The 18,025-nt window shown below is 31.2% G+C and carries 20 protein-coding genes and 1 pseudogene; 4 read left to right on the top strand and 17 right to left on the bottom strand.

Going from position 1 to position 18,025, the window contains the following annotated elements:
• Positions 1–143 precede the first annotated feature (143 nt).
• Complete coding sequence (locus tag A6J74_RS00940) at positions 144–560, top strand: very short patch repair endonuclease (protein WP_080609185.1); 417 nt, start codon at positions 144–146, stop codon at positions 558–560.
• Positions 561–830: 270 nt separating this feature from the next.
• On the opposite strand, the gene A6J74_RS00935 is transcribed toward A6J74_RS00940, so the two are convergent.
• The 3 genes from A6J74_RS00935 to A6J74_RS00925 form a co-directional block, all read right to left on the bottom strand.
• Positions 831–1,616: a hypothetical protein gene (locus A6J74_RS00935; protein WP_080609183.1), complete on the bottom strand. Its 786-nt coding sequence runs from the start codon at positions 1,614–1,616 to the stop codon at positions 831–833.
• A gap of 12 nt (positions 1,617–1,628) precedes the next feature.
• Entirely contained in the window at positions 1,629–1,832 is a 204-nt protein-coding gene (locus tag A6J74_RS30255; protein ID WP_255410427.1) for a hypothetical protein, read from the bottom strand.
• A gap of 356 nt (positions 1,833–2,188) precedes the next feature.
• Positions 2,189–3,172, bottom strand: a complete 984-nt coding sequence (locus A6J74_RS00925; protein ID WP_080609181.1) for a DNA-binding protein — start codon at positions 3,170–3,172, stop codon at positions 2,189–2,191.
• 355 nt (positions 3,173–3,527) lie between these two features.
• On the opposite strand from A6J74_RS00925, the gene A6J74_RS00915 reads away from it, so the two are divergent.
• The gene (locus A6J74_RS00915; protein ID WP_000667335.1) at positions 3,528–4,688 is read left to right on the top strand and encodes a tyrosine-type recombinase/integrase; all 1,161 of its coding nucleotides are present in this window, start codon (positions 3,528–3,530) and stop codon (positions 4,686–4,688) included.
• 127 nt (positions 4,689–4,815) lie between these two features.
• Here A6J74_RS00915 and folE read toward each other — a convergent pair whose 3' ends face one another.
• From folE to A6J74_RS00850, 13 genes are all read right to left on the bottom strand, one after another.
• Positions 4,816–5,403, bottom strand: a complete 588-nt coding sequence (gene folE / locus A6J74_RS00910) for a GTP cyclohydrolase I FolE (protein WP_000054142.1) — start codon at positions 5,401–5,403, stop codon at positions 4,816–4,818.
• A gap of 43 nt (positions 5,404–5,446) precedes the next feature.
• Positions 5,447–6,163: a 7-carboxy-7-deazaguanine synthase QueE gene (gene queE / locus A6J74_RS00905; RefSeq protein ID WP_000086945.1), complete on the bottom strand. Its 717-nt coding sequence runs from the start codon at positions 6,161–6,163 to the stop codon at positions 5,447–5,449.
• Complete coding sequence (queD, locus tag A6J74_RS00900; protein ID WP_000426938.1) at positions 6,156–6,647, bottom strand: 6-carboxytetrahydropterin synthase QueD; 492 nt, start codon at positions 6,645–6,647, stop codon at positions 6,156–6,158. The genes queE and queD overlap by 8 nt, the downstream gene beginning before the upstream one ends.
• On the bottom strand, positions 6,647–7,312 hold the full coding sequence (gene queC, locus A6J74_RS00895; RefSeq protein ID WP_000287174.1) for a 7-cyano-7-deazaguanine synthase QueC: 666 nt from the start codon (positions 7,310–7,312) through the stop codon (positions 6,647–6,649). The genes queD and queC overlap by 1 nt, the downstream gene beginning before the upstream one ends.
• Before the next feature lie 12 nt (positions 7,313–7,324).
• Positions 7,325–8,113, bottom strand: coding sequence for an ABC transporter permease (locus A6J74_RS00890; RefSeq protein WP_000621952.1), 789 nt, complete (start codon positions 8,111–8,113; stop codon positions 7,325–7,327).
• Positions 8,114–8,115: 2 nt separating this feature from the next.
• Positions 8,116–8,907 (bottom strand): ABC transporter permease, encoded by a 792-nt coding sequence (locus A6J74_RS00885; RefSeq protein ID WP_000760371.1) that lies wholly within the window; start codon positions 8,905–8,907, stop codon positions 8,116–8,118.
• The gene (locus tag A6J74_RS00880; RefSeq protein ID WP_000351265.1) at positions 8,904–9,902 is read right to left on the bottom strand and encodes an ABC transporter ATP-binding protein; all 999 of its coding nucleotides are present in this window, start codon (positions 9,900–9,902) and stop codon (positions 8,904–8,906) included. Before A6J74_RS00880 ends, A6J74_RS00885 begins: the two co-directional genes overlap by 4 nt.
• A gap of 17 nt (positions 9,903–9,919) precedes the next feature.
• Positions 9,920–10,576 carry a PIG-L deacetylase family protein gene (locus tag A6J74_RS00875; RefSeq protein ID WP_000652093.1) on the bottom strand — a complete coding sequence of 219 codons (657 nt, stop codon included), beginning with the start codon at positions 10,574–10,576 and terminating at the stop codon, positions 9,920–9,922.
• A gap of 125 nt (positions 10,577–10,701) precedes the next feature.
• Entirely contained in the window at positions 10,702–11,502 is an 801-nt protein-coding gene (locus A6J74_RS00870) for a class I SAM-dependent methyltransferase (RefSeq protein WP_001187390.1), read from the bottom strand.
• A gap of 11 nt (positions 11,503–11,513) precedes the next feature.
• Positions 11,514–12,293: a glycosyltransferase family 2 protein gene (locus tag A6J74_RS00865; protein WP_000933535.1), complete on the bottom strand. Its 780-nt coding sequence runs from the start codon at positions 12,291–12,293 to the stop codon at positions 11,514–11,516.
• A complete protein-coding gene (locus A6J74_RS00860; RefSeq protein WP_001246017.1) occupies positions 12,259–13,017 on the bottom strand; it encodes a DUF5591 domain-containing protein in 759 nt (252 codons plus the stop codon). The genes A6J74_RS00865 and A6J74_RS00860 overlap by 35 nt, the downstream gene beginning before the upstream one ends.
• A gap of 13 nt (positions 13,018–13,030) precedes the next feature.
• Entirely contained in the window at positions 13,031–14,698 is a 1,668-nt protein-coding gene (locus A6J74_RS00855; RefSeq protein ID WP_000289407.1) for a carbamoyltransferase family protein, read from the bottom strand.
• Positions 14,699–14,718: 20 nt separating this feature from the next.
• Positions 14,719–15,753, bottom strand: coding sequence for a bis-aminopropyl spermidine synthase family protein (locus A6J74_RS00850; protein ID WP_000662191.1), 1,035 nt, complete (start codon positions 15,751–15,753; stop codon positions 14,719–14,721).
• Positions 15,754–16,386: 633 nt separating this feature from the next.
• On the opposite strand from A6J74_RS00850, the pseudogene A6J74_RS00845 reads away from it, so the two are divergent.
• Together A6J74_RS00845 and A6J74_RS30250 are read left to right on the top strand one after the other, a co-directional pair.
• A pseudogene (locus A6J74_RS00845) lies at positions 16,387–17,136 on the top strand (tyrosine-type recombinase/integrase); the annotation flags it as partial.
• Positions 17,136–17,375, top strand: coding sequence for a hypothetical protein (locus A6J74_RS30250; protein ID WP_000002615.1), 240 nt, complete (start codon positions 17,136–17,138; stop codon positions 17,373–17,375). The pseudogene A6J74_RS00845 and the gene A6J74_RS30250, both read left to right, overlap by 1 nt.
• 242 nt (positions 17,376–17,617) lie before the next feature.
• On the opposite strand, the gene arsC is transcribed toward A6J74_RS30250, so the two are convergent.
• A complete protein-coding gene (gene arsC, locus A6J74_RS00835) occupies positions 17,618–18,022 on the bottom strand; it encodes an arsenate reductase (thioredoxin) (RefSeq protein WP_000428324.1) in 405 nt (134 codons plus the stop codon).
• Positions 18,023–18,025 lie beyond the last annotated feature (3 nt).

Here is an 18,025-nt window from a genome sequence, read left to right as displayed (position 1 = left end):
ATTTTTCAGGCGTCTCTTTTTTTATGTGTTTTATTAGAATTATCGCTCATGTGACTTTTACAAAAATACACCTTCCTAAATTATTTTAGTTTGTAAAAGATTTTTTACAGGTAATAATTAATTACGAATGGAGGTTCATTAATATGACAGATATGATGACAAAAGAACAAAGAAGAAAAAACATGCAGGCTATAAAATCAATATCCAAACTGGAAAGCATTGTTTCGAAAGAATTGTGGAAGAATGGTTTTCGCTTCAGAAGAAATTCAAAAGAATTATTTGGGAAACCAGACATTTCTATAAAAAAATATAGAGTTGTGATATTTATTGACTCGTGTTTTTGGCATCAGTGTCCTTTCCACGGGAATATGCCTAAGAGCAATACTGATTACTGGTCTAAGAAACTTGGGCGGAATATTGAGCGGGACAAGGAAGTTGATGAATACTATAAAAAGAATAATTGGAATATAAAACGAATTTGGGAACATGAAGTAAAAGATGACTTGGAAAGGATTGTAGAAGAGGTAGCCGAGTTTATAAAAGACGCCCAAAACAAGTAAAAAGAGATCCCAAAGGATCTCTTTTTACTTGTTTTGACTGCAGTACTTTCATATACACTATCAAGTGCTGCTATCATATTTGTAGCAAGTCTTTTAATGACAGGGACACTTACTGCATTTCCTGCTTGTTCAAACCCTTTGTCTATTCCACCTATACCGGCAAATAAAGATGCTACTGTATATGGCATCCCACAAAAATAGAATATATGTTCTCGTATCCATGATATATTTTTTATTGTATCACATATGTTCAATTTTGGCTGCCCCTAATTACTGGATTGATTTTAGATAATTAATATATCCTTGAATAGCATACATATCATTTGATTGAATGTAATAATTCTGGGCATCCATTTTTGTTTCTTTTGATTGTAAATAATCACTTTTATTAATAATTAATTTATTTTGTATGGCCAGTTTTATTAAATCAATTGGCACATGAGAAACATCATACTGATATCTCCCTTTGTTAAACTCCTGTTGTAAAACATTTTTGTCAATATTATCTTGATAATAAAGTTTTTGTGATTTTAGGTTAGCCACTATGTCAGTAGTAACCCGCACAAATAACATATCGTCATAGTCTGCACTGCCCCTATTTAGGTTAGGAATATATTGTGCATTTTGATTCCAATCTTTTGTTTCAAGAAGTATTAAATTACCAAAACTCTTTGTTGTTTTTACTCCAATTTTTCTACGTTTATAAACAAAATCATAACTATCCCATAGACCTACACCCATGATGCTAACATCTGGATAATCAATTGTAATTCCATGTTGTCTGAAGTATTGATAAACTGCAAATTCTCCTAATTTCCCTAAAAAGGTATCACAGAACACTTCAACATTCCGCCTATTATTACTTCCGCCAGAACGTGTCCTTCTATGGTGTCCTTCTTCAGAAAAACTCATCGCATAAGCAAAGGCATAACTAGCAATTGTATATTCATATTTAAGTGTTCCATAATTAGCAAAGTAGAAAGGATTTGTGTATTTATAAATATTGTTGCCCTCATTATCGGTTGTTTGTCGAAGTTTGTTTACTTTCATAGACATAATGAATTCTCCCTAATTTTTATATTTTTCCTCGAATTCTGTATATGAGCCTTTACTTGCAAAGTTAATCTTAAAACGGTAATCCCCTACTTTAGTGATTAGTACTGAATCTATCCCCACGTGATCTAGATTCCCGTATGTGACTGGCTGACCAATAGGAATTTGTAGAATAGTTCGAAGAATCCAATATCCTAATAATTGATTTGGATTAGACATAACCCCTTTTCCACCTGACTGGCATACCTTTGCATCAATCTCTGTCCCATCTGGAAGCACTAAAATAAACGGTTCCTTTTCATCAGAGTGGCGATTATAAGGGAAGAATCCTTCAACATGCTAATGTTTCCCTATCAAGGTGGCGCCCTTGTTACTGAGTTACAAGATCAAAATCTCCTGTGAAAAGTTTATATTTTCACAAATAAATCCTCTTAATTCATAAAAAGATTGGCTCTGGTGCAAAAACTTCAGGATAATTACAATGAATCTATAAACCTTGGAAATACTGATACGATTACTCTAGAAAGGGTGCGTGATCCGCATAGAAAAGAAAAATTTGTTCAAATGGAACCTTTTTATTTTTGATTAAGTAAGTGTTGATTAATTTTATCCCGAATTGCATCTTTAATAAATTCTTCGATGGAACTGTTTGTTTCTTCTACAATTTTTGTTATAGATTTATACTCGTTACGTGTGAGAGTTACCGGCTTTGTTACGGTATTACTATCTAAATATACACTATGATTAACACGTTGTATCAGTTTTCCTTCTATTATATAGGGTGCTAAACTATCCAGCCATTCGGTCTGCATTCCAGATGGTAAAGATACTAGAGATTGACGAATATCAAAATACCAAAATTCATCTTCTATTGATATTTTTAAGTTTCTTGGTGACACATACTGTAATATAAGATCGATAAATCGAAAAATATCACTTCGTAATTGATCAGATTTAGGAAATCGAAATTTCACAAATCTTTGATGATGACTTCGCGGTTGATCAGATAAAACATAGGCAGGCTCATATCCTACTTTTATTGCATCCCCTAACGTCATGTCATTCCCAAATTCATCACGAAGTATGATATCTCCACGTTTTGGAATCGAAATAATACGTGCTAACGTATTCCCTTTCATAAACCTTTGTAAGAATACTACATTATGCTTTTGTGAGTATGTATAGATCGTATTTTTTTGCTCTATTTGTTGTACTAATTCACGGATATCATCTTCTTTTACAAATTTTGTTTTACGATTACGATGCTCCTGTATAGTACAAGTTAACTCTCCTTCTTCTATCCATTTTTCGATTTGATACATACTGATATGATTCGCTTTACTTGCTTGATATAGAGTAATTCCTTCTATCTCAAGTTCTTCTTTTAACTTCTCTACCCCTTCTCTTTTAAATAAAAAACTTCCATCTAAACGCCATGTATCCTTATTAATTGGATTTAGTTGCCCCTGTTTCATCAAATTATTAAATGTGAAGTGACTAATATCTAAGTACTCTTTTACTTCATTCGTGGTCATATTTATTTCATATGTACTAAGCATTTATGTTCCTCCTAAACTTCCATTTATATATATAAGAAATAATATTATTATGTGAATTATAATTTATAAAATAGAAAATTTAAATTTATTATAACATAAATAAAAAGATAATTATTTAAAGTAATATCTAATAATGTTATATAATTTATAATTAAATTCATTTTTACTATGGTATAAAACAAATGAATAAGAACTAATAAAAATAAACTTATAATAACCATAGAAAATGGGCGTTTTTCTATGGTTATATGACACTTTCATTTTTATAAAGTTTAATTTTGCTATGTAAATAATTTTGAATGTAATTCAGGTATAATAGTAAATACAAAAGAAATTAATAAGGAGTTGAATAACAATGAAATTTGAATTAATTACAATTCATAGTGGAAATTCTTTAGAAAATATAGAGAAACAAAAACAAAATTTCGCAAACATAATTGCATTATGGAATCGTGATTATATAAATGAAGCTGAATTTAAAAAGGAAAATAACGAAAGAGAAGATTCATATACATATGAGGGATTTTCAGATGAAGAAATTTTGTACTACTACTTAAATCGGCAAACACATTTTGACCAAGAAAAACGTATAAAGGATGCATCCAGGACTCTATATGCACGTGATCTAAGCCAGTTCTATTTTTTTATCAAACAAAGTACAGAATTTCTGCAGCAAGATGTTAAAGATTATGTAATTGGCCAAGTTTGGAGGAATTTAAGAAAACGACATATCAGAAACTACCAAAAGTGGTTATCCCAGGAGGCATTCTCCTATCAATCAAAAGAAAAGTACAAAGCATCTACGATTAGTAGAAAACTTGGTGTAATCCGCTCTTACTTGAAATGGTTGTATGAAATTCAATATATCCGGGAACCTCTTCATATAGAGATTCTAAGTACGACCGTTAATAAACAACATAAACCCAAACGCGAGTTATCATATGAGGAAGTGAAGCATCTGCTACATTACTATAAGGACAATGAAATCAATTACGCTTTATTATCGGTCCTGGCTACTACCGGATTACGTGTTGCAGAAGTCGCTCATGCCAAATGGGAAGATCTTGAGTATGACGCTATACGTGGACGTTACTATTTAACAGTTGATACAAAGGGAGATAATGAACGGATTGTTTCTATTAATAAGGACATTTTTAACCGTATTGTTGCATTTCGAATCCGGAGAAGGTTACCTGTAAACATTGGGAATAAAAATGGTGGGACTATATTTCAAACAAAGAACCATACTGCTTATAGAGAGAATTATTTGTCACAATATATTTCTAAAATTATAAAGGACACCAAGTTACCTTTTACAGAGAATATACGAATTACCCCTCACTTCTTTAGACATTTTTATGTACAGTACTTATATGATTATAAGGGGCTAGCACCTCATGTCATAGCGGCTGCAGTTGGGCATAAAAATGATAGAACTACAAAAGAAAATTACTTGAAGCAAAGACTTACAAAGGATAATGATGTAGGTAACTTAATTGGTGATGATGAATTTTAATGTGTAATTAACATATAATAAAATTGAAATAGGGCAAGGTTAAACAAATATCCCGTTTCACCTTACCTTGTCCGTTTGAATTGTTTTAAATATTTATACTGCATAGACTTCAATCAATAATATAATTCTATCTCTCTATCAAATTTAAGGTTTCACTTCGAAGTGTACTATTATCTTTAAATATTCCTTTATATGATGAAGTTATAGTCATTGAACCAGGTTTTTTCACACCTCTCATTGTCATACACATATGCTCAGCTTCAATTACTACAATTACACCTTTTGGCTCTAAAGTTTCAAAAATTACATTTGCTAATTCATTGGTTATTCTTTCCTGTAACTGTGGTCTTTTGCATATGGTTTCTAAAGCTCTAGCTAATTTGCTTAACCCAGTTACTTTTCCATTATTAGGAATATAACCTATGTGAGCTATTCCAAAAAAAGGTACCAAATGATGTTCACACATAGAATAGAACGGAATTTCTTTAACTAATACCAATTCTTCATGATTTTCATTAAATATTTTTAACAAATGTTCAGAAGGGTTTTGACCTAAACCTTGAAAAACTTCCTTATACATTTTTGCTACTCGCTTTGGGGTTTCCAAAATACCCTCCCTATTAATATCTTCTCCAATTGCTTCAAGAATCATTTTTACTGCTACTTCAATTTTGTCAGTATCTATCTCTACACTTTGGATTGTTTTTAAGCTCATATATTATCTCCACCTTATTAATTTATTCATAAAATGCCCTTATTTATACGCCTCGTTTATTTCCCCATACTAAAGCATGAAGTTGAGGTAATACTTTTGCATCATTCATTTCTTTACACTGTACAACTTTTTCAATCAACCGTTCATATTTCTGTAATAAGTTTTTAATAAGCGCTGCATCATCCACCGTTTTCGTATCATCGTTCCCAACTTGTAAGAAAAATGGTACTTGCGGATATCGCTTGTGCACCTTTACTGCATATTCAAAATCGTAATCTTCAAATACAACTACTTTTAAACTAAAATTTTTTCTTTCTAATTTATGGATAACAGAATCTAGCATTGTAAAATCTGTTTTCATCTTCGAACTTGGTGGTTTTGGCGAAATTGTCACTTCTTCAATTTGAAGCAACCATTCTTGCCACTTACTCCCTTGCGTCTCAATCGCTGTACGAATTCCATTCTCTTTTAATACAGTAAGAAGAAACTGAATATTTTTCAGCAAAACGGGATTTCCACCTGAAATTGTAACGTGAGAAAAATTTTCTCCACCAATTCCAACAAGTTCATTCCAAATTTCTTCTGGTGCCATTTGTCTAACTTGTTCTTTTGCTGAGCCATCCCATGTAAAGGCTGAATCGCACCAAGAGCAGCTATAGTCACAACCTGCTGTGCGAATGAACATCGTTTTTTGTCCGATAACCATTCCTTCTCCTTGAATGGTTGGGCCAAATATCTCCAACACAGGAATCCTACTCATCAAGTATCCACTCCCGTCTTACTTCTGCATAACTCGTTGGTGTTTCAAAGAGACGTACGAATTCGACACGAGCTCCTTTATATTCTTCTGCTCGATTCCCTTTTATTAATGCTTCTACCATCTTTTCATAAATCCAGACAACCATATTTTCCGCAGTCGTATTCATCACTGGTAATGTCTCATTTAAATAGCGATGATCCAAATAAATCTCTATTTCGTTTTTCCAAATTTCTTTTATATCTCCAAAGTCAATTACAAGTCCAATGTCATTTACATATCCACTAATACCAAATACAACTTTGTATGTATGACCATGTAAATTTTTGCATTTCCCTTCATAACAGTGCAAATGGTGTGCTGCATCAAATGTAAATTCCTTGCTAACCATTACTCTTTTATTATGGTATTTTAATTGCTCAAGCTGAATATCCTTGTCCATTTTTTGTAAATTTTCTACAATGTGAAACCCGAAAAAATTTTCCATTATTCATTCTCCCCTTTGCGTTCTTGTAGGTACGTATCTAATCCTACTTTACGAAGTTGACATGCTGGACATTCACCGCAACCATCACCAATGATTCCGTTATAACATGTTAATGTTTTTTCTCTAACAAACTCGAATGCGCCAAGTTCATCAGATAATTTCCATGTGTCTGCTTTATCAATCCACATAAGTGGTGTATGGATGACAAATGGATAATCCATAGATAAATTTAATGTAACGTTTAACGATTTCACAAACACGTCACGGCAATCTGGATAACCACTAAAATCAGTTTCACATACACCCGTTACAATATGACGTGCTCCAACTTGTTTTGCTAATACAGCAGCAAATGATAAGAATAGTAAATTCCGCCCATCTACAAATGTCGATGGTAATTCCCCTTCTTCATGTGTAATCTCCATATCTATTCTGGTTAACGCATTTGGGGCTAGCTGATTTAGTAAGCTCATATCTATCACTTTATGTTTAATGCGAAGCTCGTTCGCAATTTTCGCTGCACAATCAATTTCTAACTTATGACGTTGATTGTAGTTAAATGTTACAGCTTCCACCTCTGCAAATTGTTGCATTGCCCAAAATAAACATGTTGTGCTATCTTGTCCACCACTAAAAACAACTATTGCTTTATCATTAGAGTACATTTTATTCTCCCCTTAACTACTTGCACTGTTATAATATCTTAAGGCAAACTTCCAAAAATAAATTGAAATAATAAAAAATCCAATAGAATAACCCAATAAAACGAATACATCGTTTAGTTCTAATCGACCAATTAAAGCATAAGTTGGAATATTACTAACAATAACAATAGGAAAAACAAATAAAAAAACAAATCGACTTATTCCTTTATATAAGGAAGATGGGTATCTAAGTAATGTCATAGTACCAAGAAATAACTCATGCATACCTTCAACCTTGGTTAACCATATAGATAAAGTCATTAAAATAAACCACAGAGAATACGAGAGTATAATCCCTAAAAACAATAGACCCAAGAAAGAAAATCCATTTACAATACTAACACTCTCTCCCTTTTGTAATAATGCATAACTAATTAACAATACGGCTGGTAAACAGTTCCCTAAGTTGCCTAAATCAAGCTTTCTTAATGAAACTAGAAACTGACTATTAATAGGTTTAAACAATATCTGATCTAAACTTCCTTGGTTAACTAAACTCGGTATATACGGTAGATTATTAATAAAAAGAGTAAACATCAAAGATTTTATCAACTCACTTGTTCCAATTAACAAATAAATATCATTTGTATTCCAACCATTAATATTACCAAAACTATCAAATATACTATTAAAAAATACTAAAGTAACAATGAACCAAACAACGCTATCTAATATATTTAAAAAAAAGTTAACTCTATACATCATAATATTACTTAAATTAATTTTAAGAATTGCTTTTAACATTTTTAAATATCTAATCATATTTATGCACCAACAGATTCATATTTATTTAACCCCTTCTTCCAAAGTATTCTAATAAGGACATAGAAAACTAAAGACCATATCACTTGTGAAATTAATCCATTTACAATTTCAGTGCCACTTAACTTTCCTAAATATACATTTACCGGAAAGTGAATTAAGTATGAAAAAGGTAAAAAACGAGTTATTGTATTTAATGGAGCTGGTAAAAATTCAAGCGGAATAAGCGATCCAGATAATAATTCTAATACTATATCTACAGTAAAGAAAAAGGATGATATCTCTACAAAGTAAAATGAGAAGAGTGATATCAAATAATAAACCATATAATATAGTATTGATGCTCCTACTATTGAAAGAATGAACAGGAAAGTATATTTTAAAGTAGGCAAAAGGAAATAATCCCTGTTCAGGAATATTATCGGTATTATCGGTATCACTGACATCAGTAAATGAATAATTTTGTTACCTAAATTATGGCTAAACCAGTATCCAAAATATGAAAATGGTTTTATAAGATATTTTGATAATTCACCGGATTGTATTTCCTCATTTATCGACCAGTGCATTTCAGGAATTAGTAAAAGTTCAATTAACTTAGCAATTATTACATAAGTAATCATCATTTCAAGAGTATAACCCTGAATATTGCTTTGTGTTTCAAAGAGAGAATGCCACAATAGTATTAAAGCCACAAGCGGTATTAAACCAAAAATCATATATAATACAACATTCATGCGATACTGAAAAACTGCTTGAAATGAAAGCATCATTGGTTTTAAATACTTCTTCATACTGTTATTTTCACTCCAGTCGATTCCATTGAATAAATATCTTCAATGAGGTCTTGTGATGACATTTCAGTCAAATTGTAGTCAATAACATTGAATTCTTTTAATATGCTAGATATGGTCTCGTTCACTAACTTATCTTGAACTTTTATTGTTACACTAAATTTATCCGACTCTTTAACTTCTCCATATTTCTTAAGATCTTGAGAATTTATTTCATTTTCAAAGCTAAGATATATATATTTATAACTCTTAATTTCTTCTTTTATTTTTTTGAAATTGTTATTAAAAACAACTTCTCCATTCTTCAATATTATTAATTCTTCACATAGCTCATATATATCCGGGAAATAATGGCTAGTTATTACAACTGTTGTATTTCTTTCTTTGCAATAATTTTTGAGGAAATTCCTGATATTCTTTTGAGCAAGAAAATCCAATCCAATAGTCGGTTCATCTAAAAATAATATTTTAGGTGAGTGTAATATTGAAGCAATCAACTCACATTTCATTCTCTCTCCTAACGATAGATTCCTTACTGGCGATTTAAGAATTTCTGATACCCCGAGATTTTTAGCTAATTCATCTACATTCTTTCTGAACTCTGTATCAGACAGCTCATATATTTCTTTATGTAATAAAAATGTTTCGTAAGGGGAAAGATCCCACCATAGCTGATTTTTTTGTCCTAAAACAACGCCAATAGACTTTAAAAAATCTTTCTTCTTATCATGAGGGTTAAATCCATTTATCAAGATTCTCCCGGAAGTTGGTTTAATTAACCCAACCATGGCTTTCATTAGGGTAGACTTACCAGCACCATTCGCGCCAATAAGCCCTATTATTTTACCTTCTTTTATTTTGAATGACACATCACTTAAAGCAGTAACCGTGACCTTTTCTCTTTTAAATAAACTCTTGAAAGAGTTTATTAATCCTTCTTCAATTTTTACTCTTTCAAAAGTTTTTGATACATTTTCAATTTCAATGATATCCATCTTCTCTCTCCTTTTTACTACTTACTTACCACCCTAAAAACTTCTGCAAATTGCACTCCTGCCTGCATACCCCTATAAGCATTCAGCCCCAAAACTCCATCAACCAAATTTAATGTTTTAAGTTGGGATTCATATTTTTTAATTGATGCTTTTTTCAGTTCAATAAACCTGGTAATATCTTTTACAACCTGATAGTTTTTCATGGGAGTCCATACTTCATACTGTAAACACATCGGAGCAAAATTCTCTTTTAAGAACCCCGATTGACACAGGAATATTGCTTCTGATACAACTTCATTTACTATTCGATGATCCCTATCACTTTCCATATCATGGGGGAAATAAATAAAATTAGGCTTATATTTTGAGATTTCATGAATAATTTCTTCCACAAAATCTAAAGAATACACAAGTGATCTGTCTGGTTTCTTTAAAAATTTAATATCTCCTTTTTCTATCCCTAATGTATTACAAGCATTTATACACTCGTTCTCTCTATTTGAAATAATTTCATTTAAATCTCCTACTCCTCCAGATAAATCTCCTTTTGTAATTATTATTACTTTTATATGTTCACCCTTACTAATAGCTTGAGCAATTGTTCCACCACAGCCAATGACTTCATCGTCATGGTGTGGCGCTATAACTAAATGTTTTTTTACAATATCCTTCATTCAGCATCACCTTTATTGAATAGGTAAATCATTTACCTATTATTTTAATTAAAAATTATTTACTCTGGAGTATACTAACTGGATACATTTTATTTTCACTAGAAAAATATACTTTTTAAGAGCGTCTATTCACACTGTATATCATTAAAATTTCCCCCTTGCTTCCTACATTCGTACACCATAAATTCACTATTCCTCCCAAAAGGATTTTTATTGTAATCACCATAAAAATTTTTTATACTGAATCCTTCTATTTCTAAGAGATACTGCATTTCGGATGGTAAAGTATATTTTGCAAGAAATCTAAAATTTTTTTCACTTAAAAAATTATCTGTTATGTCATAAACCTCAAAATAACAAGTGGTTTCAACTATTTGCTTATAATGATCTGCTTTTACGACATCCCATGATTTAATTTTATATTTTTTAAAATTCTCCCCTTTAATAGGACTATTTCCTCCATCACTCACTCTCTTAGAATAAGGAAGAATAGTTGGAGGTGTAATAATATCGAAAACAAAAATCCCGTCTTCTTTTAATAGTAATTTAATGTTCCTAAGAGCTAATTTTTGTTGTGACGATGTAAGTAAATATTCAAATACACCACCAGACATAAATATAAAATCAAATTTTCTTTCAGACTTAAAATCTGTAGCAGAAGAAACCTTAAATTCTATTTTATCCTTAATATTTGGCATCTCATCTAACTTCTTACTGGCTTTTTCAATCATTCCTGCTGATATATCAACACTAGTTACATTCGCGCCTTTTTCAGCAAGAATAAAAGATAATCTACCAGTACCGCACCCCAAATCTAAAACTTCATCATTTGCTTTTACCAAACCACTGTAAAAATCAAAAATACCATCAGGTTCTGGGATAATAATGTCGTATAATTCAGAAATTTCATCGTATTGTTGCTGCATTGTTTTCCTCCTTAATGCATTTCTTTTTTATATCCCCTATAAAAGGCAAGCTGCCAAAATATGAGATAGAAAGCAGTTAAATAACCGTATTTTTTTTTAATATACTTATATGAGTTAATAATGGACTTCGTTTTATTTTTAGGTTCATAATAACCATCTTTTTTGTGTAAAACCCCACGTGCATGACCTACACCATAATTAAATGAACTTTTCAAATCTTGCTTAATGCTTAACTCTGGATGAATAATTCTTGCTTTATCATCATATAAAATCTTAAGATTTGCAGATTTAACTCTAATATCAAAATCATAATCCTCTGTCCAAGATAAATTCTCATCAAAATAATATCCATTTACCTTCGCTAAGATTGCTTTATTAAATGCCAATGGAGGTGAATATGCATTTTTTTTGCAAGTATGTATATGTCTTGCGCGTGCAATGATTTTTCCAATTTTACTGTTAAAGGAAAACATCACCCTTCCTTTAGCCAAAGGTCCTGCATCTAATAATTTGAATAACTTATTGATGGTACCTGGCATAAAAACACAATCTGAATCCATAATTAACACATTATCTTTACTAGAAATTTCAATTCCATAATTATAAGCTTTTGCTAAATTAGGTGTAGGTAATTCCCCAATTACTGCATTGCTAGAATAAGCGATTTTTTTTACTTCTTCTGTTGCACCATTTAAGACAACGACAACCTCTACATTTTCATCAATACTTTTTAAACACTTTTCCAATCTAACATCATTATAAGCCGGTATTACAATTGATAGATTCAACATATCTACTCACCTTATTTAAACAATTATCCATACTACTCAAAACTTCATCTAAACAATAAAATTCTCCTGAATCCTTTAACTCGACTAATTTATCTTTATTATTTCTATATGTTTCTATATCTGGGGTTAAAAGAAAAGTAATTCCTAGATCCTTACAAATATCTTTAATTACAGGAGCCATTGAATATTTTTTTACCGGTATACCATATTGTACTACTACATCGTATGAATTTGATTCTAGGTAGCTCCTAATTCTTTGTATCAATTTATCCCTATATTCTTTCATTAATTCTTCATAAATTACTGGATCCTCAATGTCATCCATCCAATCGTACGCACAAAAAGTAGGATTCATTTGGTATTCATATGGTATAATTCCCGCATTTGATAGAATAATTGGATGAACCATTGGGTATTTATTTGTAACTTCTCTAATTTTTTTACCAATATATGAAAAATCATATGGTTTAGCCCAAGAACATACTTGTAAAAAAGCAATTCTTTTCCCTTGAGGCTTTTCGTAATAATCCCCACAAAAATATTCCTGCCATGTATTAAACTCTTCGTGATGAATATACTTTGAGCAAGCTCCTCGTTTAAAAACTGTTTCCTCTTTTATTAAATCTAATAGTATATATTCTGGGTAGTAAGGATAACTTTTTTTATTAAGTACCAAATCCTTTACCTTTTCATCCTGTAGATTAGAATAATTTCTATTTCTCAAAATCTCTCCTCCTTTATTTAAGAATTAAAAATGAACCTAATAAAAGGGCATCCATCTCTGATCCATAAAATGACCTGATAGCATCACTTGGGTTACATATAATTGGTTCTTTTCCTACATTAAACGATGTATTCATTACTGCAGGAATTCCTGTTTTCTGGTAAAAGTTATAGATTGTTTCATAATAATCAGAATTCATATCCCTCGTAACTACCTGGGCCCTTGTTGATCCATCAACATGAACTATTGCTGGAACTAAATGATGTACCTCTTTTTTAACAGTAGAATTTAACAGCATATAAGGGTTATTTATTCTTTCTTCTAATACTACAGAAGCGTTTTCATCTATGATACTAGGAGCCAATGGTCTCCATTGCTCTCTTTTCTTAATGGTATTTACTTTATTTAACATATCCTTATTCTGAGGGTTAGCTATTATGCTTCTATTTCCTAGAGCTCTAGGACCGAATTCCATCTTTCCAGAAAATCTTCCTATTATCTTATTTTGCATTAATAACTCGGAGCATCTATCATATTTATTAGAACCTAATTCTATATATGACAAATTATATTTTTTTAATATATTTAAGATACTAGAATCAGTAAATTCCGGACCAGAATATACATGATCTACAGTGAATATAGGCGCTATACCATTTTCTGCAAGAAACCATGTAGCTGCTCCAATACTTACCCCACTATCTGAAGCACCTGGTTGAATGTACAGACTATTCACTTCTGGTAAATCAGCTATAATTCTATTTGCTATACAATTTAATGCTACTCCTCCCGAAAGACACAAATTATTAATTCCAGTTAGATTAACAGCTTTTTTTACAAGCTTAACAATTGCCCTTTCCAAGGCTGCCTGACCTGAGGCTGCAATATTTTTATATTCCATTACTGATGAATTCATTAATAGTATTGAATCTATTGGATTATATTCATATTTAATATAATTAGGAGCTATCTTTGTTATACTATTAATAACTTTTATCCAATCTTTTAATACCGAAAAATATTTACCATTCATACTAACTGTATTTCTATTTGGTTTCAAAGGATTTTCCAGTATTTCAGGAAATTCAAATATTTCTTCCCCATATGAAGATAGGCCCATTAACTTCCCTTCATTATGCCTCCCTAAACCTGAAAATACAGTTAATGCTTCATAAAAAATACCTAAAGAATGTTCTAACGGGTATTTTTCTAGTACTTCAATTATATTACCTTTTCCTTTTGCTATAGTTATTGACTCTTCTTCTCCACTTCCATCAATAACTATTATGGTAGCTTCATTGAATCCTGAACTAAAGAACGCACCAGAAGCATGTGCCAAATGATGAGAACACATATGGATTTGAGGATCTTTATCTCTCTTGAAAATTCTCTTCGGAAAAATCTTTTCAAGACATTCATCTTTGTTAAGCTTCTTTGAATACTTCTCAAAATATAATTGTTCTACATCCCAGCCCATAACAATATGATCTACTTCATTTGGAGTAATTTCAGCTTCCTTTAAGCAATAAGCTATTGAATTATATGGAATTTTATCTAATGCTTTTTTTTGACGAATAAATCTTTCTTCTTCAGCTGCAGCTATTAATTTACCATTATAAAATAAACACGCACTTGCATCATGAACATCAAAGTCCCACCCATTGACTCCTAAAACATACATTATATTACCTCGCAGTTATTTTATATTTTTCTTCTAATCTCATAATATTCTTGCGGAAAAAGGGTTGGTTTATCTATTAATCTTACAAAAACTAACATATCCGTTTGAATATATAAATTTTGGAATGTATCTTTAGAAAAGCCTATGCCATCTAAGTCTTTTTTTATTAATTCTTCATCAATGTAAGGCTCTTCAGCCACTTTATAAGAACTTAAATCGTGAATAATTTCTTTTAAATAAAAGCCTAAAGATGTCAAGAAATTCTGCAAATAAACCGCCCTATTACCTAATCTTTTAACACTTATATTTAAAAAAATTAAATCACCCTTTTGACCTTTTAATAATTCATTAGCTCTATTTAACCACAAATCTAACCCTCTACCATCATCTATAGGGTCACAATGTATTGCATCATACTTATTCCTTAAATCTTCTATAACTTCATTTCTAACATCAAAATTATAAAACTTAATATCATTGTCTGTACGTTTAAAATATTCAATCAATTCTTCGTCGATATCTCCTACACTTATTTCTCTGTTTTTATATTGTTTAAGGGCCAAGCTTGTATAATCATCATCTCCGCAAAAAAAGATATTTTTATTAGATGATAACTCTTGATTTATTATTTCAGCTCTTCTCAACGAACTATCCCAAGTAGCTTTAAATTGAGCATATTTTTTTTTGTTTATTTTATTCTCATATCCTGTATTAGGAAGAGAGGCTGGTTCATATAAAATACTACTTGTTAAATCTTGTGAAAACCTTATTTTATTTTCTATAATTTCAACTAAATTTCTTTCTTTTAATACTTTTAATAATCTTAAAGCCAAACTTAAAGTCCCAGTTATTTTGACCAGATCATCTAAAGTATCTACAGTATTAATGGCCTTCCAAATTATAAATTCGAATTGTTTTTCACTAATTTCATACCATTTTTTCCAAAAATGCAAAAGTACCCCTCTGTTTTTTAATTTTGGTACTTTATCTAACTCTTCTTCATAGTCTAATTCAATAAATCTTTCATATAATAAAATAATCTTATTTTCTTTCATACTGTATACCCTACCTTAAAAAAGTTACATATACAGTTAAACTGCATATGTAACCTCCTTATTTTAAAAACTTAACCTAATGTCTTGCCTGCACGAATTAATAAATCCTCTTCATCTAATTCAAGATCTTCAAGTTCTAGCATTTCTTCATGAATATATTCCTTTTCCATTTCACATTCCCCCTTTTAAAGATAATTGTGTAGTTCAAATATTTGCAACAGATCTGCACCACCAATATTAGCATAAAAATAGAATTTTCTGATTAATAAATAAATTGTATTTGTAGATAAAAAATGTTCAGAAAATTAAGTATAATTTTTCCTGATAAAACAATAATAGGAATAATTATGGGTATTTATATTATTTTAGTTTTTATATTAGGATTTTTTAAAAACCTAGTATAGAGCCTTTTCTTAGAGATTTTTGTCGATTTTCTTTTTTATAAATTTTTCAAAAAATGTTTATTTTCGAGGGCTATTGGGGGGATGTCTATTTTTTGGGGGCACGATAATTTGAAGTGCCCGCATAAATTAGACAGGTTATTTCATTAGGTAACTTTTTGGGTTCTGGTGCAAAAATATTATTTAGAGACATAATGAAGGATGTGCATTTGACGTAAATATGGAGTTTGTGGAACGGGTGAAAGATTTACCGCCTACTTCAGATAAGAAAAAGTATTTATTTAGAGAAATCATTACTTATGATGTACAAGGTAATCCTATAACAGAAGTGTTTAAATATACTGTTGTTAATACAGGGATCCTGAATAAAGTTTGTAATAAAACCCCATTATCTAACATCGGCGCAGAGTCTGGTGATATTTATAAAATTTCACCACACCAGTTCAGGCACACGGTGGCTACCGAAATGATTGATGCTGGGGTGGATATTTACGCTGTTAAAAACTTCTTAGGACATTCATCTGTTACGATGACGGAGAATTATATTAAAGTGTACCAACAACGATTAAAGAAAGAGTTCAAAGAAAAACTACTTAAATCTGATGCCACTGCAATTAAAGAGAATCTACCTGGACAAGAAGAAATCTTTGGCGATAACAAGTGGGTCAAAAATAAGATTATCGCTATTTTCGACCAAGGTGATGGGTGTTGTGAGCATCCATATAAAATGCCTTCCTGTCCCCATCAAGTTGCTTGTAAAACGTGTATCAAGAAAAAGATACTCCCAAGACATAAGAACGCTGTTGTAGATACCATAGACGCGTTCACAACCCATTTAAACCAAGCTAAACAGATTGGGCTTGAAGAAAAGATTGAGGAATTTGATAAAGTTGTGCAGTTCTACCAAAATGCATTGGAAGTCATCAAAAAGGGTGAAACGTTCGACGCAGCGAAACACTTTTACACTGGAGGGGTTCATTGATGGCTAATATGAACCCGAATACCTCAAAAATGGTTGAAACAAAGAAAATGGAAAGCGACTTGAAGAAACAGGCTGTTTTAGGTATTTTAAAGGAGGTAACGCTCCTTGATGACCCTATAAATAATCCAATCTCAAAAGCTGAAATATGCCGTAAGGCAGGTGTGAGTAAAACATTCTTATATTCTTATCGGGAAGAGCTTATAAAGCCAATCGATGAAGCAATAAAGAAACAAAATTAGAAGATAAAGATTATCAAAAAAAACAGATGTTCAGCGAAAGCTCAAAAGACAAGTTGATTGAGTCCCTAAAAAGAAGAATATCCGAGTTGGATGTAGAAAACAAAAAACTAAAAAAAGACAATGCCATTTTACTTGGTAAATTGTCAAAATTGTAGGAATGGTAAAACCAAAATGCTTGTTAACTTAACATGAGTATGATACGCAAAAGACCTTTCATGTTTTGAAAGGTCTTTTGTATTTGATTATTCACCTGTTTCAGTAAATTGTTTAATACGTGCACCGATTTCATCGCGAACACGTTGAAATTCAGACCACTCTTTTCCTGCTGGGTCATCAAATCCCCAATGAACACGATTCACATGTGGAGGTGTAGACGGACACACTGAATCCGCATGACTACAAAGAGTAACCACTAAATCCGCACTATTTAAAATGTTTGTATCAATAATATCTGATGTTTGATTTGTTATATCGATATCCACTTCTTTCATGGCTTTAATTGCATTTGGATTCACGCCATGCGCTTCAATTCCTGCGGAATATACATTCCACTTATCACCTAGGTATTGTTTCCCTAAAGCTTCTGCCATTTGGCTGCGGCATGAGTTTCCCGTGCATAAAAAGTAGATCGTCTTTTTGTTTTCCATGTT

Source organism: Bacillus sp. FDAARGOS_235 (assembly GCF_002073415.2).
Taxonomy (GTDB): domain Bacteria; phylum Bacillota; class Bacilli; order Bacillales; family Bacillaceae_G; genus Bacillus_A; species Bacillus_A toyonensis.
Note: the sequence above shows the minus strand (reverse complement) of the source record. Positions and strands in the feature narration are given on the sequence as shown.